Raw genomic sequence first — 21,536 nt, forward strand, 5'->3', positions numbered from 1 at the left:
TGGTTGCTGGACGAGGAAGAAGGCGCGCTCGCCCAGCGGCGTTTTACGCCCGCAGAAGACGGCACATCGACGCCAGTTCCGCTGCTGGTCTGCAGCGATGACATGGACTTCGATTGCTTTGTGCTGATGACCGAACAAGTGATTGACGGAGAGACGCTGCACTGGCGCCGTTTTGGGTTGAGCGTGTCCAGCGGTCTGGAAGTCGGTATGACCACTCGATGGGACGTCGAGAATCGCCCGATCAGCTTTTCCCTGACGGCATTTCGCCAGGCGCTGGAAGACTTTTACAGGCTGGTGAAAGCCTGAAGGGCTGAGTGCTGGATCACTTGCTCAGCCCTCCGGCATCTGCCTTGAAATCCAGCGTGCTTGCGGCTGCCAAGACTATTGCTGGATTCTGATTACTCTGGGATTGAGTATCTACTGTCGGCCTATGGCGGAATGAGCTCATTAAATGATCTCATTCTTGGTCAAAGCTATGTCGATGGCGTCCTTTCATGAGATCCAGGTCATGTCGAGCTAAACAAAAAATTCATTGAATTGTGTAACAACGCCGAACAGCTCGCCAACGCGATAAAACGGTCTCAAACTTGATCACTCGCCTAAACAACGCCCCCGCAGCCACGTTTGTGCATTCCCTTCACGCCAAACCTTAGACGGCAATAATAGATGAGCCCAACTCTCGATACCGCAGCCAATGGACATCTGACACTCAGTTTCAACGCGTTGTCAGACGCTTGTTGGCTATCGCTAGCTGAAAACCTGATCAAACGCCGAGGGTTCAAACGATTGGGCTCACCTGTCATAGGCGTTGATGAAAAAATTCACCAGAATTTCCAATGTGCTGAGTTCAGCCTAGCCGCTGGCTGGGACATTTGGTCTGGGCATTATTTGCTATCAGACTCAGTGGCGGGCGATGTTTTCCTGCAAGAGCTATTCGACCAGCTCAGCTCCTGACAGGCGACTCAAGTCATTCGCTCCGCTTACTGGGAATGCGTGCCTGGGCGTACGGGAACGTCTGAAATGGGTGGATTGTAGCCGGTCGCGAAAGACCGGAGCCGGCCAAAACGGTCAGTCGTGGCCGTCAGTTTTCGGCCAGAAACGGGCAGTCGGATTTTTCTAAAATCAAAGGTGGCACACATGCCTTCACTGCTTTGTAAGTGCCAACCCTCAGCAATATCCGCATTTTCGCTTGCGCAAGCTGGTAGAAATCATCCTGAAACCTTACTTTGTGAACAAGCCTTCTCGAGTGACGAGTACGACCTTTTGATCTGTTCTAAGTGCGTCAGTCGACGAGGGCTTTCTTTCGTCTCCAAAGCGCTAGCCTTTCACTCTTGATGCCAGGGATGCCCTTATGGAAGCTGCTCCTCCGACGCAAACCGAAAATTTGGATTTAGAGAACTGCACACTAGATCAAATCGTTGATGTGCTTTGTGCCGGTAACCCGATCAATCTCCCCCAGGGCGCCGGCACATTTGCTCTAGACCTTGAAGACGCTCGCCTTGCAATGCAATTTTATGCACGTCGGCGCGATCTCTGGGCCCAGGCAAAATTAGTTTCAGCTAGCGAGGTCGATCAACTGCTCGATGCCATTGGCGAGCCGCAACCGCATGTAACGCGTAGCTATACAGCAAATGCTGGTGCTTCACGTCCTTGTTGGCGAATTCAGGAGTTTAGAGCCCATCGCTTTGCAGGGCTTCAGCGTCACTGCGACTCGGCCGGTAAAGCACCTGAGGTTTTGACCCTTCGACTTGACCGTGACGTTACGTGCATCTGGGGGTTCAACGGCGCCGGTAAATCTGCATTGCAGAGTGCGATCATGTGGTGCCTAACTGGTAAGGCGCACCGTTCTCAACACAAGCCATCTGAAGTACACAATCCAATCACTGTCGACGTAATTTCAGTAAACGGCGAAAGTGGTAGCAATAGCAGTTTCACTCTACCCGTGATCGTCCCATTACCTTCGGCGTCAGATCTTTCGATTTTAGGCGATCGCCCCGCATGTGACACATGGGTGGAACTGGATCTGCGGGATCAAAATGGAAACAACGTGACCGTCCGGCGTGAGTTGAAGCGAACCCCTAAAGGGGCTGTTTCCGTGAGCGTAAGTGGCTTAGACGATCTGGGCCTGCCACAGTGGGCGGTCGAAGCCGGCACTTTAATGCCTGCCATCGCTGCAAATATGCGCTTCGATGAGAAAACAAGTTTTGCCGAAGCAATCGCTCAGCTAACAGGTTTACGACCATTGCAGGATCTGGGCATGCGTTTGCCACGCCTCGTCCGACGTTTGGAAAAGGACGATACTGACACTGCCACGGACGCCAAAGATACTGCTCGTATTCATTTCATAGACAGCAAGGGTTCGTTTCTTGATGCTTGGCGTGTACAGAGTGAAACGCTTGGTCCTGAACCCGATTTACTGACTCCCGACAAGTCTAGCCCTGAACTAAATTGCAGCAGTTCGATCGCTGTCGTCCGTGAGAAGCTCGTCCAGCATCAAGCAAGTGGTCTGACGGATATTGAGACGATTCTTGGAAGCACTATCTCACTGTCAACGCCCGAGCGTAGTCAGGCCCTACTCAGCCAGCTAGCTTTGGCAAGAGAGCAATTAAGCGGCGCTGCTCTGAAAGGGCTTCCCTCTCTTCGTACCATTCAGCAGATCAAAGAAGTCAGCAACGAAGATCGAGATGCTTTACTCGTCAAGCTTGAGGAGCTGGCGCTGCGTGCAGCCGATCAAGTCAAGCGGCAGCAAAACAAAGAGCAAGCGGCGCGTCAGCAGCTATACACAATGGTTGCGCAGTGGCACCGTCGGCAACATCCAGATCAACTGCTCTCTGACTGCCCAGTCTGCGGCTCAGATCTAGCCAAGGTGCCACCTGACGCTCTTTTGGACTCCGACGTCGCTACGGCACTTCAGGCGGGGCTTCAGGCGCATCATGACGCTACAAAGTCACTTGCTGATTGGCAGCAGGGCGCTGCGAGCGAGCTATTGGAATCTCTTTCGGATAACTTGAAACATTTTGCCGACCAGAAGGGTCGCAGCACGGTTTTTGAGCTTTACAAGAATGCCTATGTCAGCGAGGCACTCAAGGATCACTCCTTCGCAACAGATCTTCAACCAATCCAGAAGAATGCACGTAAGCTTTGGGACAGCCTCGTTGAGATGCATCCGATTCCGATCGAACAGCTTCCGGATCCTATCAGCTTGCCCAAGGAGCTTGCGACGGGGTTGCTGGCTAGTAGATTTGCAAATCTGCAACACATCGTGACGCTGAGTGTCCAACGCACGGCGGTCGAGGCTGTCATGCAGCCTCTTCTAGCGAAATATCTGGGAGTCGGCTCATTTTCGCGGGGTGAGCAATTTGACGAGTCGCTCAATTTGGCTCTCCTACCTATCAGGCATCAGTTGTCAGTACTGCACCAAGCAATTACTTCTTCAGAGCCATTAATTGCCTTAACGCGGCAGATTGATGTGATAGAAGACGCCCGTAAGCGCTGGGTGGTTGCGAGTCAGCGACTCAGGCTTATTAGGCGCGCAGCCAAGGCAATACAGCAGTTAACTCGTTTACCGGTATTGGTTGAGTACCAAGTCCAAGGTTTGATCCATCTGCTGGAGGCTCGTACAACTGCTTGGCTCGATTTAATTTACCGCCCTCATTACAACGGTGGTCCGCGATATCTTGGGTTAGATCCAGCCCGCTCCCAAGGGGTGGGTCTATACGCCGGGCTCGGTACGGTGCGCGTCCAGGCGCACGAAATCATGAACTCATCTCATCTACGAGCCTGTGTTTGGGCTTTCGTTTTCAGTCTATGGGAACGCATCCGAGAACGCGCTGGTGCGTTAGAGGTGTTGCAGCTGGATGATCCTCAGACTTTCTTCGACCCTATCAACACGGAGAATCTTGCAGCCGCAGTCCCGGCCTTAGTCAAAGCGGGTATGGCAGTCATTATCACGTCCAACGACAATCGGTTCATCGCAGCGGTGAAAGACAAGCTACCGAGAGGCTCGTCCATATTTCCGTCATGGACTATGTTGCAGATCAGCCCTTTGTCGCTGTCCAGATTAACAGTCGCTCTGACCCCCACGGTCGAAGAAGTAAACGAGCGTCGCCAGGCATGGGCTGACGACTGCAATGATGTAGCGGCGAGCCAGGAGTTCGTTGAACGCGTTAGGCTGCATATCGAGAACCGATTGTGGGATTTACTCGCCGCTGACCCTATGCTTTTCTACAAGCCAACTCTTGCGGATCTAGTCGCCCACATCTCCAGCGCACGGAATGCGGGAGAATTGCCTTTCCAGGAACCACCTTTCGAGAAGCTGCTGAGTTGTAACCTGTTGAAGCCAGGTACGCTTTTTTACAATACGATCAACCAAGCCCACCATGATCTTCGAAAAATTACACCCCATGATGCAGGGGTAGTTGATGAAGGTTTTACAGAGGTAGATCGGCTGTTGCGAAGCTGCGGAGCCGCTTATGCAAGGTTCATGGGCCGGTTGACTCGTGACGATAAAGATCTGTTCTTCGCGACAGCACCGGAAGCCCCCGCCGCATTAGCCCACCAGGAGCAGAAATTCCATGCACTTGGTGACTTCAACGCTCACACCCGAGCAGCGATCGTTTCGCCAAGCGAGCCCTCTGGTACGCTTTTGCTGGAGTCTTTGGGGGCTGTGGCACTTTATACGATCCATGGTGATTCCCTTGGCGCTCTCGCACGGCAGGGGCAAGTAGTGATCGTATCAATTGAACGGACAGCAAAGTGCGGTGAGCCAGTCATAGCTCTGTACAGCGATAAGGTTTTCGCCCGGCGTTACCACTCAGATAAAACAGATATCAGCAAGTTGATGCTCGCTTGTGAACAATCCGTTAGCGAGAAAGTAGCGCCCGCATTGGTGCTGCAGCGAAATAAAGTCCGTCTAATGCCCATCGTCGGTGTGCTTTACGATTCAATCACGCAAACCGGCGCTGGTGAGGCTCGACATCTCAACAACAGTGAAGCGTTAGATACTCCGTTGCTCGCTGCCCGCGTTGTTGACAATAGCGGATACCCATTAATACGTCATCACGATTGGGTATTGTTGGAGCCCATCAGCATCTCTTGCTCTGAAGATTTGGAAGTACTACGTGGTGAGTTGGTGGCGCTGATAGTTGAACGTGACGGGGATCAAAAAGCATATCTGAAACGTGTGGGAGCGCCCGTTAGCGGAGAGGTAAGAATCTTCGAAAGCGCAGGCACCTTCGGAGACGCAATAGCTATAACTTGCGCGAATGACGCCCCATCAGATTTTTTTCAACTGATGTATGTGTGGCGAGTTCGCGGAGTTTTGCGTGGTATTTCTGATGAGCTTGATAGGGGCTGAATTTAAAAAAGACTGAGAATAGGGGGAAGTCCTATTATCTTAAAAATAAATCTGCCCCATATTCTGCCTCTTCTGTTTCGATGCCCGAAACCTTAACAGACTCTTATTGAAGCGCCGAGGCTGTAAGCTCAAGAGAATCTAGCCCCTGTTATCCGCGTGGGAGGTTTTTCGCCGACGATGCTTTGTCAACTATTCCATGCGCGTATTTTTTTTACAAGCTCAGTGAGTTGTTCTTCCAATTCCGGGCGAAACGATAGGTTGTTTCTGGTCATGTACTCTGCGTAGGCAAATGCCTTGGTATGTTTGTTGCTGTATTCTCTTGCGCTCGATATCTTATTTTCTCGAAGATAGTCTTGGATCGCTTCAAACTCACCTATGTGTGCAAGTTTAGTTTTGCCGTGAACTCCTTCGAACGCCTCCTTCGGAATGTAGTTTTCAATTTCCTTGCAACGAGTAACCCAAACCATTGCGCGGCTATCGGCTATTTCTTTAATAAGTTGGGCGACGCGCGGCTTTAGAGAACCGCTCGAGGTTTTTCGATCACTATCACAAACAAATGCGAAGTTTCTATTTATTTTAAATGCAGTGATTGCTTCTCTCGTTTCAGTGCCTGGTAGACTGGCATCAATATTTGCAAGCACGCTGCCGCCGTAAAATACGAACTGATAGTGCCGTCCTTCGCTGAGTTTATTGTCACTCCATAAGTCAATCCATTTTTTCAGATATACACGGTCTGAAGGACCTTCTACCCAAATCAGTCCGTTAGCTTGAAGTAGATCACTTGCGCGTACCCCGAGGTCATCCAAAACTCCGTGGCCGACAGCATCTCCGGTGTAAGCGTTACCTACTACTCCGTCTTCACCTCGAACAATATGTAGAATCTGTGAATGTTCTGAGCTTCCAAAAATGTCGATTGCAACATTTGAATGAGTCGTTAGGAAAATATGACACTTATTATTCAGTGCAAAATCCTCGAGATAAACGAATAGATTTCTCTGTAGTGCGGGATGCAAATTGTTTTCAAGCTCTTCCAATGAGAATACATATAGCTCAACTGGTGTTTTTTCAAAATCAGGACGTATTAACAAGTTAAGCAGTGTAAGTATTACAGTTTTTAGTCCGCTGCCTGATGCAGATAAAGCGATAGGGCCTTTATTTTCTTCACCTAGAAAGATCTCCCATTGGTTGCTGGAAGAATGGAAGCGGGTGGTTATTTCATTGAATATAATGTCGGGCGAGAAGATTTTATTGAGAGCTGTTAGAAGGGTTTCTTGGATTAAAGATCTATCAAATCCTACGTGCTGTAGATATTTATGAATTATCCGTGTTGCACCTATTCCGGCGCTTGACAATGTCATCCCCTCATCAATATTTTCAGGAGCAATATCTCTGTCTGCGTCGAGCTTTATGTGCTTTAGAGAGCGCAGTGCTGATGTTGGGTGTATTCCAGATATGTGTTTTAGCTCAGTCTGTGACGCATCTGCGTTTGTATTGAGAAATTCAATTTTCCTATCGGATATTTGTTTCCAGGTGAAAGAAGCACCCACAAATTTTATACCATGATCCTCCCAATGATTGCCTCCCAGTTCACCTCTGCTAGTGTTTGGTTGGAATACTTGCATTAATGATCTTTCGTCTAGAAACTGCGTCACTTCTATCGACTGGGCAATATTGGAATGGTCTTCTCCATCTTTGCACAGAAAATCCAGCGCATGTAACAACGCTGATTTTCCGATATTGTTTCGGCCGACTATAACGTTAATCGATTTGATAGTTTTAAGTTCGACGCCGGTTGGGCCGAAGCTTTTGTAGTTTTTTAGATGAAAACCTGTATCAATGGTCATGGTGCCCTCCTGGCGGCATCGCATTTTTACCCGAAAACACCCAGCGGCATAGCAGTGTTATTGATGGCGTGATTGAGGAGAATTAGGCGAACCGGATGCGGTGGACTGATGGCTTGCTCGAGAAGTATCTACCATTCGCCGCCACCAGTCCGTAGGTGGCAGAAAGCAGCCGTTTTCGAACGTCCCCTATTGGCCGTCTGCTGCCTGTCGCCACAGCACCTTATGGCCATTGCTGCCCCTCACTCTAAACCGTTTCATGCCCTTAACTCACGGGCGGCTCAGGACACCCGCCTCCCCCCACTGCTACGCTTTCGATTCCTTTATTGGAGTCGAAACAATGGCCACAGAATACTCACTAGCTGATGTCCTTGAGCGCCTTTACCAAAACCAACTCACCTTAGAGGCGGCCATAATGGAGCTGACCTTGAGAGCTGAATGCCAGGGTGCGACAGACATCGGCGAAAATGTCCGCGGCGCGCTACAAATGATCGGGGAGAACGCCGGACACATTAAGCAAGGCCTGGCCAAACTGAAGGCCCAAGGTCCACACTAATCAAGTTGCCGACGACATCCGAGGGACTGTTTTTTTCTCTACTTTAAGTGCGTGCCGTCGGATCAGCACGCGGTTCGACGCAAAGAATGCCCCGTATGACGCAGTACGTCAGATTAAAATCCCAACGAATGTGCTCGCAAGCAAAATGGCATAATATGCCAACGGCAGGAAGAAGCTGTTTACCGAAAGCTGGAGCTCATTATGGCAACTAGAAACGTTGTGCTCACCCCTCACCAGGAACAGGTTATCCATGACCTGGTGCAGTCCGGTCGTTATCAGAATGCCAGCGAAGTGATGCGAGAAGGTTTGCGGCTATTGGAACAGCGCGTCGCCGAAGACACCGCCAAAATTGAGGCCCTGCGTCAGGCGACCTCTATCGGCATCATGGACCTTGAGCAAGGGCGCTTTACTCAGTTGAACGAAGGGGATCTGGAGCACTACCTCGAGGGTTTGAGCCTGGAGGCAACCCTCCCCGCGCGCGAGAAACACTGAGCATGCCGCAGTATCGGATTTCCAACGCGGCGCGCGCCGACATTGTCGACATCCTCAGGCTCTCCCAGACGCAATTCGGCGATCAAGCACGCCAGCGGTATCAGGCGCTAATCCTCGCGGCGCTGCAAGCGATCGCCGACACGCCTTATCGCATTGGCAGCTACGAACGCGATGAGCTGGCACCGGGCCTTCGCAGCTATCACCTCATTTATTCACGCCAGCAAGCCAAACAGCCCCATGGGGCGGTCAAAAGCCCACGCCATATCGTGTTTTATCGTGTAGCAAATAGCGAGGTGATCGAGGTCGTCCGACTCCTTCATGACGCCATGGACGTGCAGTTGCACTTGCCTGATGACTGATCAGCGATCCAAGACACAGACATGACTGGCCAAGAACAAAGAAGGTGAGACGCTCCCTCTAGCCCCCCCCACTCTGCCAGCCAACTTATTTCAGGACAGGTGCTGAAAGATAGCCCGGGCAACTTCAATAAGGATATCGACTCATCGAACCACCAAGGATTTGCCGGATTCGGATTGGTCATCCGGTATACGGGGGTGCACTGAATGCCTGCCATGGCTACCGAGGTCCGCGTCAGAAATCGCAAATCGCGATCGCTTGTACACTCAGCGCAGCTGGGGGCATGACTGGGGGCATAAATCGATTTTTTCAAGCTGAAAGTACTGTCCTAGAGCCTAGTCAAAATGTTTTTTGGGGATCCTGACAGTCTCTAGGCGTCGTCGGGCAGACTCTTCATCACTCTTTGACCTGAGAGAACGTAACCACCGGACCGTACTCCTGATCGGATATTATCGCTTGTACACAAAACTTCTTTTCCGGGAATTTATTCAGCAACACCATCTTCCATGACTGGGCAACAATCCTGCACAGCTGCTCATAAACCACCTCATCCACCCTATCTCTGCAGCCGCCAAAAACATCATATAGATGTACATGATTCAAAACCTTCTCAACCGCCACCACATCGTCATTACACGCTTCCATCCAACCGATGAACGCCTCGACGGTAAATCTGCTTTCCAAAAACACACCTGATTCGTGAATTACAAAATCCGGAAATAAAACTTTGGAAAACATCAAGGCGTCTTCAGGGTGTACAACATCGCTGATATAAGAATACTCATCCAGCTCGGACGGGTCCTTCCACTGGTTTTTCCAGCGCTCGTATTTTTGCGAACTGACAGCGTCTGTGACCTTAATTATCGTCATGAAGTCTCTGATACCCCGTGGAAATTTATTGTTCGAGGGAGGGCGGATCGTTCATGAAAAGACACGTACCACATCCTGAGTATTCTCCGTGCTCCCTCACACGATACACATTAACCGCTTTTAAGCGTCTGTTTACGGCGCCACACTCAGAGCTTCCTATCGCTTCACAATCACGTCAGTCAACGCGTGGCCGGATATCGCTTCAGTTGGATCAACCCCAATAGCGCCAGGCTCGCAATGATAAGGGCCAGCGAACAAATGCCAACACCCAGCCCCAGGCTGTCAATCAAATACCCAGTGATGACCGGAATTGCCCCTGCGGGAATGTAACCGCCCATATTGAACACTGCGTTCGCCTCGGCTCTTCGTTGAGGCGGGACATTGTCTGCTATCAGCCTCAGCCCACCGAGCTGCCCCAACCCCTGGCCTGCCCCCGCCAGAAGAGCCGATAAAATCAGCCACGGCGCTGAGCTGGTTTGCAGTGCAACCCAAACGCAGATCATCGAAAAAACAGTCGCCAGCCCGCTGCACAGGAAAACGCCAGGGTTATCAAACCGTTTTGCCGCGAACTGGACACCTGCCGCAACGAAGAACATCGCGAACGCCATACAGCCGGCAATCAAGGGACTGTTTGCCCCCATAAAGGCGGCTATCAACTTGGGGCCAAGGGACAGGATGAACGAAGTGGACGTTATCCCTGGGCCGAAGAATGCGATGCCAAGCAAAATAATCCTTACGTTTTCTTTGGCAACGGTGGGTAAGCGCGGTTTGAAAGAGCCCTTGCCTAGCCTGAGGTTTTTCTGGCTCAGCAACGCGAAAAGTGCCAGGCACAACACCGCCATTTCAATTCGAAAAACAGTCTGTATCGGGTGCGGGAAGTATTGCGCCACGACCCCAGCCAGCAAAGGTCCCGTACCGGCACCCGCGACCATTGCGACAGACGCCATGAGCGAAGCAAAGTGCTTGCGATGCGGCTGGGCGTGCTCAACCACATTCGCCATGCCGCCAGACACCACAAGACCGACAGATACACCTGTGAGGAAGCGCGCGAGCATCAACACGCCAACACTGTCCGCCTGGTTAAACAAGGCCGCCGCAGCGATGGCCAGGCCCACACAGGGCACAAGCAGGGCTTTGCGCCCAAAGTGATCGGACAATTGCCCTGCCACCGTGAGGGTTAGCAGCAGGCCAATGATGTAACAAGCGAAAATCACGGTCAGTACGCCGGAGGCGAAGCCGAGGGATTGCTGCCAGACGCTATAAAGTGGCGTTGCTGCGTTCGACAGCATGAAGACAGCGGTGACGACCCATGCAGTGCGGTAGACCGCCAGTGAACCGTGTTTAAGGTGGGGACTGCTCATTCGTGAAAGGCCTCTCTAGCGGGCGCGAAATCGTGTTGCGGCCCAGACTAGAGAAATGTTTCATGGCGCCCTATTCATCAATGTCACAAACGGGATGTGCAAAAATTCACAACGCTTGCGCCAAGCCTTCCAGGATGAAATCAAGCACGACCCGAATCTTTTGAGCACTGCGCAGATCCTCATGGAAAGCAAGCCACACCGGCAGTTCCAGTGGCGCCAGCCCCATTTCGACCCTGGCCAGCCCATACTCCGCCCCGAGAAAATCCGGTACGAACACGATGCCGGCCCCACCCGCAGCGGCGATTGCTTGAATACGCAAATCGTTACTGGTGACCGAAATCGATCGACCTTCCAGGTGATTCAGGAGCCATTGCTGCTGTACCGAATCCCCCATACTTCGGTCATACCCGATGAATTCGTAGGCATCAGGTTCGCGCCGGTTCACGTAATCCGGGCTTGCATGAGGGAAGAATTGCAAAAAGCCGAGTCTTTTTGCGACCACGCTTTGCTCCTCCGGCCGACTGAACGTGATGGCGATGTCCGTTTCTTTCCTGGCCAGGGAGCTGGTGGACTTGGCACCCACCAACCTCAATTGCAACTTGGGATACCGCTCGCGCAACACGCCCAGACGTCGAGCAACCAGGGTGCCCAGATACGCCGGAGGGGCAGACAAAATCACCTCACCTTCGATACGTGTCTCCTCGCCCTCCACGAACCGCTTGAGCGCAAATGACGCGGACTCCATCTCTGCAGCATATTCACTGACCCTCACCCCATCTTCGGTCAGTTGGTAAACACGGCCCCTGCGGTCGACTAACTTCATGTTCAACGACGCCTCAAGGGCGGCTATCCGTCGAACGACGGTCGCGTGCTCTACGCCCAATGAGCGCGCAGCAGCAGCGAGAGAGCCTTCTCGAGCAAAGGCAGAGAAAAAGCGAAGGCTGTCCCAATCAAACATCATTGTTCATCGAATCGATACCGAGCCCGTCGGCCTTTCAAAAGTGATTTCGGGGAGCCCGACAACCCGTAACAGCTGGCTCAACCGTTGAGAGTCGAGCCAGCTTCCACACCTACAGCACTACCGTAGCCAGCATCCCCAACGCCCCCAGGACAAACCCGATCAGCGCGCCGCGCCCCGGCATCTCCTGGAAGAGACACCACACCACCAGCGGCTCAAGCAGCAACAACGACGTGACGGAAACCACGGTGACCACCCAAATGTCACCTACCGCCACATAACCAAGCCAATACGCCCCCAGCAGGCACAACCCTGCAAAGCACATCAGCAGGACCGGCACGACAAAGGCCGACCACGCGCCGTTATCCACTTGCGCAAGCCGGGCGGTGGCTACCTCGCTGTAGATCGCACAAAACTCACCCAATACCATCAGGCCTAGAGCAGAAACTCCGAGTAGTTCTTTGGACATGTCAAAAATTCCTTCGTATTCAGGGACAGGTTTTTCAGCTCCCAGCCCGTGATGGCGCTGCGTGTGGAGCGGATGCCGCGATACGAAGTCATCTTGAACAGCCCTGAATTATCGAAGTACTTAGCCACGTCAATCTCCTGATGTACGAGGCGGCCCCTTGCCGCCTGCCGAGAGACTGGCACGAACGCTTCAGCGACGTAAACACCAGAGTGTGATCCCGGACACCCATTGCGCTGGGAAATTTCCTACAGCCTGTAGCATCATCCCCACGGGATAGTCTTCCTGCCTGGAGAGCCGGGCACTTCATTCAACCCTTGAGCACTACAAGGATTTTCTGCCCATGGCTGCTTCAAACAAATGGCTGATGTCATCTGTCGCGTATTACCTCGACTTCTTCACCGTCCCCCTGTTTATCGTCTTGGCGCTGTACCTCGCCCCCATTGACCCCGTGCAAATCGTCGCAGGCCTGCTGGCCTGGACGCTGGTGGAATATTCGGCGCACCGCTTCCTGTTTCACTCGCTGTACCGCCGCGAGCATTGGACCCATCATATAGATGTGCTGGCTTACATCGGCGTATCCAGCTGGAAGACCAGCTCCACCTTTGCCGTGCTGTTGCTGTGTGCGGGGTACGTCGGATTGACGTCGATGTTTGCCGGAACGGTTGCGGGGTACTTCTTTTATATCTCGGTGCATTACGTGATGCATCGTCCCGAGCATTGGGCGTACCCGCTGATTCCCCGATTGGTGGCCAATCATGACCTGCATCACCGCAAGGGCGTGGAGAAGAACTTCGGAGTGTCCTCGCCGTTATGGGATCACGTGTTTCGTACCTACGTTCGGGCTCACGCGCTCGATGGAAATCAAGAACGGGCGTGAAGCTTTGAATAGCTCAGGCAGCCGGGACCTTGTACCTTGCCCGAGGTTCCTTGCACCCCGGGCAACACTCTTTTGTCATCACGCTCATTGATAGCCCCCTAACGAAACCCCCATGCTAGAGGGCTGACCTCGCGCTTATATCATTCCGAATGATAGTTACCTTTGTTTCATTCGATTCGTGACATAGCACATCGCCGCGCATGATCCGCCCATCTCAAATACATTGGCGGATGCACCTCATGGAACAGTCACTCAAACATATGCGCTTCCCCTTGGCGATTTTGGCCGTGGTGGTGATGAGCGCATGCGGTAAAGCCCCGGAACAAGCGGCCGCCATGCCCCCTGCAAAAGTCAGCGTGGCCAAGGTGCTGGAACAACCGGTCAACGAGTGGGACGAATTCACCGGCCGTCTGGAAGCCCCGGAAACCGTGCAGATCCGTCCGCGCGTGTCGGGCCAGATCGACCAGGTGGCCTTCACCGAAGGCGCCCTGGTGAAAAAAGGCGACCTGCTGTTCCAGATCGATCCGCGTCCGTTCCAGTCTGAAGTGCGCCGCCTCGAAGCCCAGCTTGCCCAAACGAAAGCTGCTGCTACCCGCAGTGATAACGAAGCGCAACGTGGCGAACGCCTGCGTCAGAGCAACGCGATCTCCGCCGAGCTGGCCGATTCGCGTACCACCGCAGCCCAGGAAGCCCGCGCAGCCGTAGCCGGTATCCAGGCGCAATTGGACCTGGCCAAGCTGAACCTGAGCTTCACCCGCGTGACGTCGCCGATCAGCGGCCGCGTCAGCCGTGCCGAGATCACCGCCGGTAACCTGGTGACCGCCGACGTCACGGCGCTGACCAGCGTGGTCTCCACCGACAAGGTCTACGCCTACTTCGACGCCGATGAGCGCGTGTACCTCAAGTACACCGAACTGGCCCGTGAAGGCCGCCGTGGCGCAACCACCCCGGTGTACCTGGGCTTGTCCAACGAAACCGGCAACCCGCACCTGGGCCAGATGAACTTCGTCGACAACCAGGTCAACCCGGCCACCGGCACTATCCGCGGTCGCGCTGTGTTTGATAACAGCAAGGGCGAATACACCCCTGGCCTGTACGCCCGTCTCAAATTGGTTGGCAGCGGCACCTACTCCGCCGTGCTGATCAATGACGAAGCGGTGGGCACTGACCTTGGCAAGAAGTTCGTACTGGTAATGGACGGCGACAAGCCGGCCTACCGCGCCGTGGAACTGGGGCCGAAGATCGAAGGCCTGCGCATCGTGCGCAGCGGTTTGAACAAGGACGACACCATCGTCGTGAAGGGCTTGCAGCGCATTCGCCCGGGGTCGCCGGTTGCTCCGGAAACCATCCCGATGGCCAGCAAGGAAACCCTCGCCGCCTTGGCACAACAACGACAAGCGCTTGAAGCCAGCAACCTGGAGCAAGTGGCGCCGGATAAAGCCGCGCCCAAGCTCGCAGCCGTCGCGACTCCACGCGGTTAAGGGACACAACTCAAGATGAATTTTTCCAAGTTCTTCATTTCGCGGCCGATCTTCGCAGCGGTGCTCTCGCTGTTGATCCTGATCGCCGGTGCGATCTCGCTGTTCAAGCTGCCGATCAGCGAATACCCGGAAGTGGTACCGCCGACCGTGGTGGTACGTGCCAACTTCCCGGGCGCCAACCCGAAAGTCATCGGTGAAACCGTGGCCGCCCCTTTGGAGCAAGCCATCACCGGCGTCGAAAACATGTTGTACATGTCGTCGCAGTCGACCGCGGATGGCAAGCTGACCCTGACCATCACCTTCGCCCTGGGCACTGACCTGGACAACGCGCAGGTGCAGGTGCAAAACCGTGTGACCCGGACTCAGCCAAAGCTGCCTGAGGAAGTGACGCGCATCGGTATCACCGTGGACAAGGCCTCCCCCGACCTGACCATGGTTGTGCACTTGACCTCCCCGGACAAGCGTTACGACATGCTCTACCTGTCCAACTATGCCTTGCTCAACGTCAAAGACGAGCTGGCCCGTTTGGGTGGTGTGGGTGACGTGCAACTGTTCGGCATGGGCGACTACTCCCTGCGTGTATGGCTGGACCCGAACAAGACCGCTTCGCGCAACCTGACCGCCACGGATGTGGTGACCGCGATCCGCGAGCAGAACCGTCAGGTGGCCGCCGGTGCCCTGGGTGCACAACCTGCGCCGAATGCCACCAGCTTCCAGTTGTCGATCAACACTCAGGGCCGTCTGGTGACTGAGGAAGAGTTCGAGAACATCATCATTCGCTCAGGCGACAATGGTGAAATCACGCGCCTCAAAGACATCGCACGGGTGGAGCTGGGCTCCAGCCAGTACGCCTTGCGTTCGTTGCTCAACAACCAGCCGGCCGTGGCGATCCCGATCTTCCAACGCCCGGGTTCCAACGCGATCGAGATCTCCAACGAAGTGCGCGACAAGATGGCGGAGCTGAAGAAGAGCTTCCCGGAAGGCATGGACTTCAGCATCGTCTATGACCCGACCATCTTCGTGCGTGGTTCTATCGAGGCGGTGGTTCACACCCTGTTCGAAGCGCTGATCCTCGTTGTGTTGGTCGTGATCCTGTTCCTGCAAACCTGGCGCGCCTCGATCATCCCATTGGTGGCGGTGCCGGTATCGTTGATCGGTACGTTTGCGGTGATGCACCTGTTTGGCTTCTCGCTCAACGCGCTGTCGCTGTTCGGCCTGGTACTGGCGATCGGTATCGTGGTGGACGACGCCATCGTGGTGGTGGAGAACGTCGAGCGGAACATCGAACTGGGCCTGGAGCCGTTCCCGGCCACTGAAAAAGCCATGAGCGAAGTGACCGGCCCGATCATTGCCACGGCCCTGGTGCTGTGTGCGGTGTTCATCCCGGCTGCGTTCATCAGCGGCTTGACCGGGCAGTTCTACAAACAGTTCGCCTTGACCATTGCGATCTCGACGGTGATTTCGGCCTTCAACTCGCTGACCTTGTCCCCTGCCCTCGCGGCCGTGTTGCTCAAGGGTCACGATGCACCGAAAGACGCGTTCTCCAAGTTCCTCGACAAGTTGCTGGGTGGCTGGTTGTTCCGTCCATTCAACCGCTTCTTCGAGAAAGCCAGCCACGGTTACGTCGGCACTGTTCGCCGAGTGATTCGCGGCAGTGGTATCGCGCTGTTCCTGTACGCCGGCCTGATGGTCCTGACCTGGCTGGGCTTTGCCCACACGCCAACCGGTTTCGTACCGGCCCAGGACAAGCAATACCTGGTGGCCTTCGCCCAACTGCCGGACGCCGCGAGCCTGGACCGCACCGAAGACGTGATCAAACGCATGTCCGACATCGCGCTGAAGCAACCTGGCGTGGAAAGCGCCGTCGCATTCCCGGGCCTGTCGATCAACGGTTTCACCAACAGCCCGAACAGCGGCATCGTGTTCGTGACCTTGAAGCCGTTCGACGAGCGTAAAGACCCGAGCATGTCCGCCGGTGCAATTGCCGGCGCGCTCAACGGCAAGTACAGCAGCATCCAGGAAGCCTACATGGCGATCTTCCCACCGCCGCCGGTACAGGGCCTGGGTACGATTGGTGGTTTCCGCTTGCAGATTGAGGACCGTGGCAACCTGGGTTACGACGAGCTGTACAAAGAAACCCAGAACATCATCACCAAGAGCCGTACCACGCCGGAGCTGTTCGGCCTGTTCACCAGCTACACGGTCAACGTGCCTCAGGTCGATGCTGCCATCGACCGCGAAAAGGCCAAGACCCACGGCGTGGCGATCAGCGACATCTTCGACACCCTGCAGATCTACCTGGGTTCGCTGTATGCCAACGACTTCAACCGCTTTGGCCGTACTTACCAGGTCAACGTGCAGGCTGAGCAGCAGTTCCGCCTGGATGAAGACCAGATCGGCCAGCTGAAAGTACGCAACAACAAAGGCGAGATGATCCCGTTGGCGACCTTTATCAAGGTCAGCGACACCTCGGGCCCGGACCGCGTGATGCACTACAACGGCTTTATCACCGCTGAAATCAACGGCAACGCCGCACCGGGCTACAGCTCCGGCCAGGCCCAGGCCGCGATTGAAAAGCTGCTCAAAGAAGAACTGCCCAACGGCATGACTTACGAGTGGACCGACCTGACCTATCAGCAAATCCTCTCGGGCAACACCGCGCTGTTCGTGTTCCCGCTCTGCGTACTGCTGGCGTTCCTGGTACTGGCCGCCCAATACGAAAGCTGGAGCTTGCCACTGGCGGTGATCCTGATCGTACCGATGACGCTGCTGTCGGCCATCACCGGGGTGATCATCTCGGGCGGCGACAACAACATCTTCACCCAGATCGGCTTGATCGTACTGGTGGGCCTGGCGTGCAAGAACGCGATTCTGATCGTCGAGTTTGCCAAGGACAAACAGCAGGAAGGCCTCGACCCGCTCGCAGCGGTACTGGAAGCCTGCCGTCTGCGTCTGCGGCCGATCCTGATGACCTCGTTCGCGTTCATCATGGGTGTGGTGCCTCTGGTGTTGTCCAGCGGTGCCGGTGCCGAGATGCGTCATGCCATGGGCGTGGCGGTGTTCTCCGGGATGATCGGGGTGACCTTCTTCGGTCTGTTGCTGACGCCAGTGTTCTACGTATTGATTCGTCGCTATGTCGAGCGCAGCGAAGCACGCAAAGCGGCCAAGGCCTTGAAGCTGGAGACACAGCAATGAGCGTAAAAGTATTCCTGCCGAGCTTGTTGGTACTGGCGCTGAGCGCCTGTGCCGTGGGCCCGGACTACAAGACCGAGAAGCTGGAGGCGGCCAACATCACGGCCGCCGCCGACACCAAGAGCTACGACCACGCCAAGTACGAAGGCATTTGGTGGCAGCAGTTCGACGACCCGACCCTCAACCAACTGGTCACCCAGTCGTTGAGCGGTAACCGCGACCTGCGCGTGGCCTTTGCCCGCCTGCGAGCGGCACGGGCCATCCGTGATGACGTGGCTACCGACATCATGCCGGTGGTCACCACCCGCGCCAGCAGCGATGTGGGCAAGGGGCAGATTCCAGGCCAGACCACCAAGCGTGTGAACAGCGAGCGTTATGACCTGGGCCTGGACATGGCCTGGGAAGTCGACTTGTTCGGCCGTATCCGCCGCAACCTGGAGGCCAGCGACGCTGACCAACAGGTCGCCGAAGCCGACCTGTACCAACTGCAAGTCACCATGATTGCCGAACTGGTGGACGCTTACGGTCAACTGCGCGGCGCTCAACTGCGCGAACGCATCGCCCTGGACAACCTGAAGAACCAGCAGGAATCGCGCACCATCACCGTCAGCCTGCGTGACGCAGGCGTGGGTGATCAGCTCGACGTGGAACGCGCCGATGCCCGCCTGGCCGCCGTTGAGGCCAGCGTGCCGCAACTGCAAGCCGAGCAAGTGCGCGAGCGTAACCGCATCGCCACCCTCCTCGGCCAGCGCCCGGACAAGCTGACCGTGGACCTGAGCCCCAAAGACCTGCCGGCGATTGCCAAGGCGTTGCCGATTGGCGACCCGGGGCAACTGCTGCAACGTCGGCCGGACATTCTCAGTGCCGAGCGCAAACTGGCCGCCGCCACCGCGCGTATCGGCGTGGCCAAGGCCGACTTGTTCCCACGGGTCAGCCTCAGCGGGTTCCTCGGCTTTACCGCAGGGCGTGGTTCGCAGATCGGTTCGGCTGCCGCGAATGCCTGGTCCCTGGGCCCAAGCATTACCTGGGCAGCGTTTGACCTGGGCAGCGTGCGTGCACGTTTGCGCGGCGCGAATGCCGAGGCCGATGGCGCACTGGCGACGTATGAGCAGCAAGTGTTGCTGGCATTGGAAGAGTCGGAAAATGCCTTCAGTGATTACGGCAAGCGCCAGCAGCGTCTGGTTTCGCTGATTCGTCAGAGTGAGTCGAGCCGCGCCGCCGCTGACCTCGCCGCGATTCGTTATCGCGAAGGCACCGTGGACTTCCTGGTACTGCTCGACGCCCAGCGCGAACGCCTGGCCGCCGAAGACTCACAGGCCCAGGCCGAAGTGGACCTGTATCGCGGCATCGTCGCGATCTACAAGGCCTTGGGGGGTGGCTGGCAGCCGGACACGGTGGTCGCCAGCGCCAAGTGATGTAAAGAGCTCCTTTGGTTGGTCGCATCCAGCCAATTTTTAGCCCCATGCCCCCTTCGGTCGTGGGGCTTTTTTTTGCCTGTAGACCAAGGCCACGCTCGGTCACCTGTAGGAGCCGGCTTGCCGGCGATAGCATCGGCGGGTTACCTGTTAATGCGAGGCGCCCGCATCGCCGGCAAGCCGGCTCCTACAGGTGACCGCGTTCAGCTTCCGAGAACAGGGCGCGTCGGCTCGTTCAGAATCAAGCTGCGGTAGTGCCCCGGGTTGGACCCGGACCATTTACGAAAGGCCTTGTAGAACGAACTGGCATCGGCAAACCCAAGCCTCGTGGCGATCTCGGCAAAGCTGACCTGCGGTTCGGCCAGCCAGACGATGGCGAGCTCTTTGCGCACGCTGTCCTTGAGGCCTTGGTAGGTCTGCCCTTCTTCCGCCAAACGACGACGCAAGGTAGAGGCAGAAATACACAGGTTGGCGGCCAAGCCTTCAGTTTCCGGCCAAGTGTCCGGGGGCAACTGCCGAAGGTCGTGTTTGATCCGAGCAGCCAGGCTGTCGGGGTCGCGGTACTTCACCAGAATATTGGCCGGCGCATGGGCGAGGAAACGCTTGAGTTCTTCCGGTGTGCGCTTGATGGGCACGTCGAGGCAATCCGCAGAAAAAATCATCCGCGTGCGTGGCCGATCAAACCGCAGGTTGTCAGAAAACATCACCTGGTAATCATCACAAAAATCCGGCTGAGGGCTGCGCAGCTCGATGGCCAGGATCGGAATGCGCCGCCCCGCCAGCCAGCACGCCACGCCGTGGACAATCATCCAATAGGCAAAGTAGGTAAACGCGCGCTTGGGCTGTGGTTCGGGTTCAAGCAAGACAATCTCGGCCAGGCTCTGCTGGCGCACCAACTGGGCCGGCAGGTGATCCAGCATCAACGACAAAAACCCCAGGCCCGCCTCAAGCCCCTGCGCCAGGGTCGGTTGAGCCATGGCGGCACGGCATAGGAACTCCAGGCTGCCGGATTTGAGCTTGCGCGGGTCCATGCCGAAGAATTCATCGTCCAGGCGCCGGGCCAGCAAACGCCACAGGCGCGCATACGCCGTTGCCGGTACGCGGGCGTGGGGCAGGTCAAGCCAGGCGGGGTCGATACCCACCTTGTTCAGCACTTCGGTGGTCGCCAAGCCGGGCGCACAGCTTTGCAGCAACGCCTCGCGGACAAGGTGAATGGAGATGGTGTCTTTTTCGGACATTGGCGCGTTCCGGGCCCTGTGTAGCGTGGAGTGCCGCCATCTTAGGGACTCGGCTTACAAAAAAGTAGGCGTAACCCCGTCACCCGGTGACCCAATGCCGCGCGACGGCCGTTTGGCGGGCCGTTCAGTCAACGTTCAGTAAAGGTCAAGATTGCTTGTTTAGTAATGAGTATCATTATGTTACAAATTAGCATCCTATCCAGTCTCGATGCGGTGCCGAATGCTTGTTCCCTTTTTAATCATGTTGCGCGAAGGCATTGAAGCCGCATTGATCGTCGGCATCATCGCCAGTTACCTGCAGCAGACCGGCCGCGGCCAGTGGATGCCTGCCGTGTGGATCGGCGTGTTCCTCGCCGCCGCGCTGGCCTTGCTGGTAGGTGGGGGCCTGGAGCTGGTCAGCGCCGAGTTCCCGCAGAAACAACAGGAACTGTTCGAAGGCGTGGTCGGCCTGGTCGCCGTGGGCATTCTGAGTTCAATGGTGTTCTGGATGCGCAAGGTGGCGCGCTCCATCAAGCATGCCCTGCACGAATCCCTTGACCACGCATTGGCCGGTTCCAAGCACCAGGTGATCGCGCTGATTGCCATGGTGTTTTTCGCCGTGGCCCGTGAAGGGCTGGAGACGGTGTTCTTCCTGCTGGCCGTGTTCCAGCAGAGCGAAGGCCCCGGCGCGCCCATCGGCGCCCTGCTCGGCCTGATCCTGGCGATTGTGGTCGGTTTCCTGATCTATTCCGGCAGCATGCGCTTGAACCTCGGCGCGTTCTTCCGCTGGACCGGCCTGTTCATCCTCGTGGTCGCCGCCGGCATCCTGGCCAATTCGGTCCAGGCCCTGCACGAAGCCGGGGTGTGGAACCACCTGCAAACCGTGCTGTTTGACTTCAGCGCTGCGCTGCCGATGGACAGCCCGCTGGGCTCGGTGCTGGCCGGCATGTTCGGCTATCAAGAGGCACCGACCGTCAGCACCCTGGGTGCTTATCTGATTTACCTGGTGGTGGCCCTGGTGATGTTTTTCCTGCCCTCGGCCCCTGCCAAACCTGTCGCCAAACCGACTTCCGTTTCCAGCCAGTAAGGACCGT

At 55.8% G+C, this 21,536-nt stretch carries 18 protein-coding genes; 12 read left to right on the plus strand and 6 right to left on the minus strand.

Going from position 1 to position 21,536, the window contains the following annotated elements; all coding sequences use genetic code 11:
• The 4 genes from AC07SU_RS25555 to AC07SU_RS25570 all read left to right on the plus strand — a co-directional run.
• A partial coding sequence (locus AC07SU_RS25555; RefSeq protein ID WP_494998602.1) for a hypothetical protein occupies positions 1-306 on the plus strand: 306 nt, incomplete at its 5' end.
• Positions 307-384: 78 nt separating this feature from the next.
• Positions 385-498, plus strand: a complete 114-nt coding sequence (locus tag AC07SU_RS25560) for a DUF6966 domain-containing protein (protein ID WP_494998603.1) — start codon at positions 385-387, stop codon at positions 496-498.
• Positions 499-666: 168 nt separating this feature from the next.
• Entirely contained in the window at positions 667-954 is a 288-nt protein-coding gene (locus tag AC07SU_RS25565; protein ID WP_178922601.1) for a hypothetical protein, read from the plus strand.
• 397 nt (positions 955-1,351) lie between these two features.
• Positions 1,352-5,356, plus strand: coding sequence for an ATP-binding protein (locus AC07SU_RS25570; RefSeq protein ID WP_494998604.1), 4,005 nt, complete (start codon positions 1,352-1,354; stop codon positions 5,354-5,356).
• Between the two features lie 185 nt (positions 5,357-5,541).
• On the opposite strand, the gene AC07SU_RS25575 is transcribed toward AC07SU_RS25570, so the two are convergent.
• A complete protein-coding gene (locus AC07SU_RS25575; RefSeq protein ID WP_494998605.1) occupies positions 5,542-7,200 on the minus strand; it encodes an ATP-dependent nuclease in 1,659 nt (552 codons plus the stop codon).
• Between the two features lie 337 nt (positions 7,201-7,537).
• Between AC07SU_RS25575 and AC07SU_RS25580 the strand changes: the two genes are divergently transcribed.
• From AC07SU_RS25580 to AC07SU_RS25590, 3 genes are all read left to right on the plus strand, one after another.
• Positions 7,538-7,753 (plus strand): hypothetical protein, encoded by a 216-nt coding sequence (locus tag AC07SU_RS25580; protein WP_494998606.1) that lies wholly within the window; start codon positions 7,538-7,540, stop codon positions 7,751-7,753.
• A 201-nt stretch (positions 7,754-7,954) separates the two neighbouring features.
• A complete protein-coding gene (locus AC07SU_RS25585) occupies positions 7,955-8,245 on the plus strand; it encodes a type II toxin-antitoxin system ParD family antitoxin (RefSeq protein WP_494998607.1) in 291 nt (96 codons plus the stop codon).
• A 2-nt stretch (positions 8,246-8,247) separates the two neighbouring features.
• The gene (locus AC07SU_RS25590; RefSeq protein WP_494998608.1) at positions 8,248-8,604 is read left to right on the plus strand and encodes a type II toxin-antitoxin system RelE/ParE family toxin; all 357 of its coding nucleotides are present in this window, start codon (positions 8,248-8,250) and stop codon (positions 8,602-8,604) included.
• Between the two features lie 394 nt (positions 8,605-8,998).
• Here AC07SU_RS25590 and AC07SU_RS25595 read toward each other — a convergent pair whose 3' ends face one another.
• The 4 genes from AC07SU_RS25595 to AC07SU_RS25610 all read right to left on the minus strand — a co-directional run bounded on the left by AC07SU_RS25595 (position 8,999) and on the right by AC07SU_RS25610 (position 12,221).
• Positions 8,999-9,472 (minus strand): hypothetical protein, encoded by a 474-nt coding sequence (locus AC07SU_RS25595; RefSeq protein ID WP_494998609.1) that lies wholly within the window; start codon positions 9,470-9,472, stop codon positions 8,999-9,001.
• A gap of 179 nt (positions 9,473-9,651) precedes the next feature.
• Complete coding sequence (locus tag AC07SU_RS25600; RefSeq protein ID WP_494998610.1) at positions 9,652-10,833, minus strand: MFS transporter; 1,182 nt, start codon at positions 10,831-10,833, stop codon at positions 9,652-9,654.
• 106 nt (positions 10,834-10,939) lie between these two features.
• Positions 10,940-11,794 (minus strand): LysR family transcriptional regulator, encoded by an 855-nt coding sequence (locus tag AC07SU_RS25605; protein ID WP_494998611.1) that lies wholly within the window; start codon positions 11,792-11,794, stop codon positions 10,940-10,942.
• 109 nt (positions 11,795-11,903) lie between these two features.
• Positions 11,904-12,221, minus strand: coding sequence for a hypothetical protein (locus AC07SU_RS25610; protein ID WP_494998639.1), 318 nt, complete (start codon positions 12,219-12,221; stop codon positions 11,904-11,906).
• A gap of 379 nt (positions 12,222-12,600) precedes the next feature.
• Between AC07SU_RS25610 and AC07SU_RS25615 the strand changes: the two genes are divergently transcribed.
• From AC07SU_RS25615 to AC07SU_RS25630, 4 genes are all read left to right on the plus strand, one after another.
• Positions 12,601-13,137, plus strand: a complete 537-nt coding sequence (locus AC07SU_RS25615; RefSeq protein ID WP_494998612.1) for a sterol desaturase family protein — start codon at positions 12,601-12,603, stop codon at positions 13,135-13,137.
• A 239-nt stretch (positions 13,138-13,376) separates the two neighbouring features.
• Positions 13,377-14,618 carry a multidrug efflux RND transporter periplasmic adaptor subunit MexE gene (gene mexE, locus AC07SU_RS25620; protein WP_494998613.1) on the plus strand — a complete coding sequence of 414 codons (1,242 nt, stop codon included), beginning with the start codon at positions 13,377-13,379 and terminating at the stop codon, positions 14,616-14,618.
• 15 nt (positions 14,619-14,633) lie between these two features.
• Positions 14,634-17,813 carry an efflux RND transporter permease subunit gene (locus tag AC07SU_RS25625; protein ID WP_176998171.1) on the plus strand — a complete coding sequence of 1,060 codons (3,180 nt, stop codon included), beginning with the start codon at positions 14,634-14,636 and terminating at the stop codon, positions 17,811-17,813.
• Positions 17,810-19,225, plus strand: coding sequence for an efflux transporter outer membrane subunit (locus AC07SU_RS25630; protein ID WP_176998170.1), 1,416 nt, complete (start codon positions 17,810-17,812; stop codon positions 19,223-19,225). The genes AC07SU_RS25625 and AC07SU_RS25630 overlap by 4 nt, the downstream gene beginning before the upstream one ends.
• Before the next feature lie 203 nt (positions 19,226-19,428).
• Here AC07SU_RS25630 and AC07SU_RS25635 read toward each other — a convergent pair whose 3' ends face one another.
• Complete coding sequence (locus AC07SU_RS25635; protein ID WP_494998614.1) at positions 19,429-20,463, minus strand: AraC family transcriptional regulator; 1,035 nt, start codon at positions 20,461-20,463, stop codon at positions 19,429-19,431.
• Between the two features lie 220 nt (positions 20,464-20,683).
• Between AC07SU_RS25635 and efeU the strand changes: the two genes are divergently transcribed.
• Complete coding sequence (gene efeU / locus AC07SU_RS25640; RefSeq protein ID WP_176998165.1) at positions 20,684-21,529, plus strand: iron uptake transporter permease EfeU; 846 nt, start codon at positions 20,684-20,686, stop codon at positions 21,527-21,529.
• Positions 21,530-21,536 lie beyond the last annotated feature (7 nt).

It is taken from the genome of Pseudomonas sp. GW821-FHT05H12 (genome assembly GCF_059419385.1).

Coding starts and splice junctions, on each gene's coding strand:
- AC07SU_RS25565 (WP_178922601.1), top strand. CDS start 667: ATGAGCCCAACTCTCGATACCGCAGCCAATGGACATCTGACACTCAGT.
- AC07SU_RS25570 (WP_494998604.1), top strand. CDS start 1,352: ATGGAAGCTGCTCCTCCGACGCAAACCGAAAATTTGGATTTAGAGAAC.
- AC07SU_RS25575 (WP_494998605.1), bottom strand. CDS start 7,200: ATGACCATTGATACAGGTTTTCATCTAAAAAACTACAAAAGCTTCGGC.
- AC07SU_RS25580 (WP_494998606.1), top strand. CDS start 7,538: ATGGCCACAGAATACTCACTAGCTGATGTCCTTGAGCGCCTTTACCAA.
- AC07SU_RS25585 (WP_494998607.1), top strand. CDS start 7,955: ATGGCAACTAGAAACGTTGTGCTCACCCCTCACCAGGAACAGGTTATC.
- AC07SU_RS25590 (WP_494998608.1), top strand. CDS start 8,248: ATGCCGCAGTATCGGATTTCCAACGCGGCGCGCGCCGACATTGTCGAC.
- AC07SU_RS25595 (WP_494998609.1), bottom strand. CDS start 9,472: ATGACGATAATTAAGGTCACAGACGCTGTCAGTTCGCAAAAATACGAG.
- AC07SU_RS25600 (WP_494998610.1), bottom strand. CDS start 10,833: ATGAGCAGTCCCCACCTTAAACACGGTTCACTGGCGGTCTACCGCACT.
- AC07SU_RS25605 (WP_494998611.1), bottom strand. CDS start 11,794: ATGATGTTTGATTGGGACAGCCTTCGCTTTTTCTCTGCCTTTGCTCGA.
- AC07SU_RS25610 (WP_494998639.1), bottom strand. CDS start 12,221: ATGGTATTGGGTGAGTTTTGTGCGATCTACAGCGAGGTAGCCACCGCC.
- AC07SU_RS25615 (WP_494998612.1), top strand. CDS start 12,601: ATGGCTGCTTCAAACAAATGGCTGATGTCATCTGTCGCGTATTACCTC.
- mexE (WP_494998613.1), top strand. CDS start 13,377: ATGGAACAGTCACTCAAACATATGCGCTTCCCCTTGGCGATTTTGGCC.
- AC07SU_RS25625 (WP_176998171.1), top strand. CDS start 14,634: ATGAATTTTTCCAAGTTCTTCATTTCGCGGCCGATCTTCGCAGCGGTG.
- AC07SU_RS25630 (WP_176998170.1), top strand. CDS start 17,810: ATGAGCGTAAAAGTATTCCTGCCGAGCTTGTTGGTACTGGCGCTGAGC.
- AC07SU_RS25635 (WP_494998614.1), bottom strand. CDS start 20,463: ATGTCCGAAAAAGACACCATCTCCATTCACCTTGTCCGCGAGGCGTTG.
- efeU (WP_176998165.1), top strand. CDS start 20,684: ATGCTTGTTCCCTTTTTAATCATGTTGCGCGAAGGCATTGAAGCCGCA.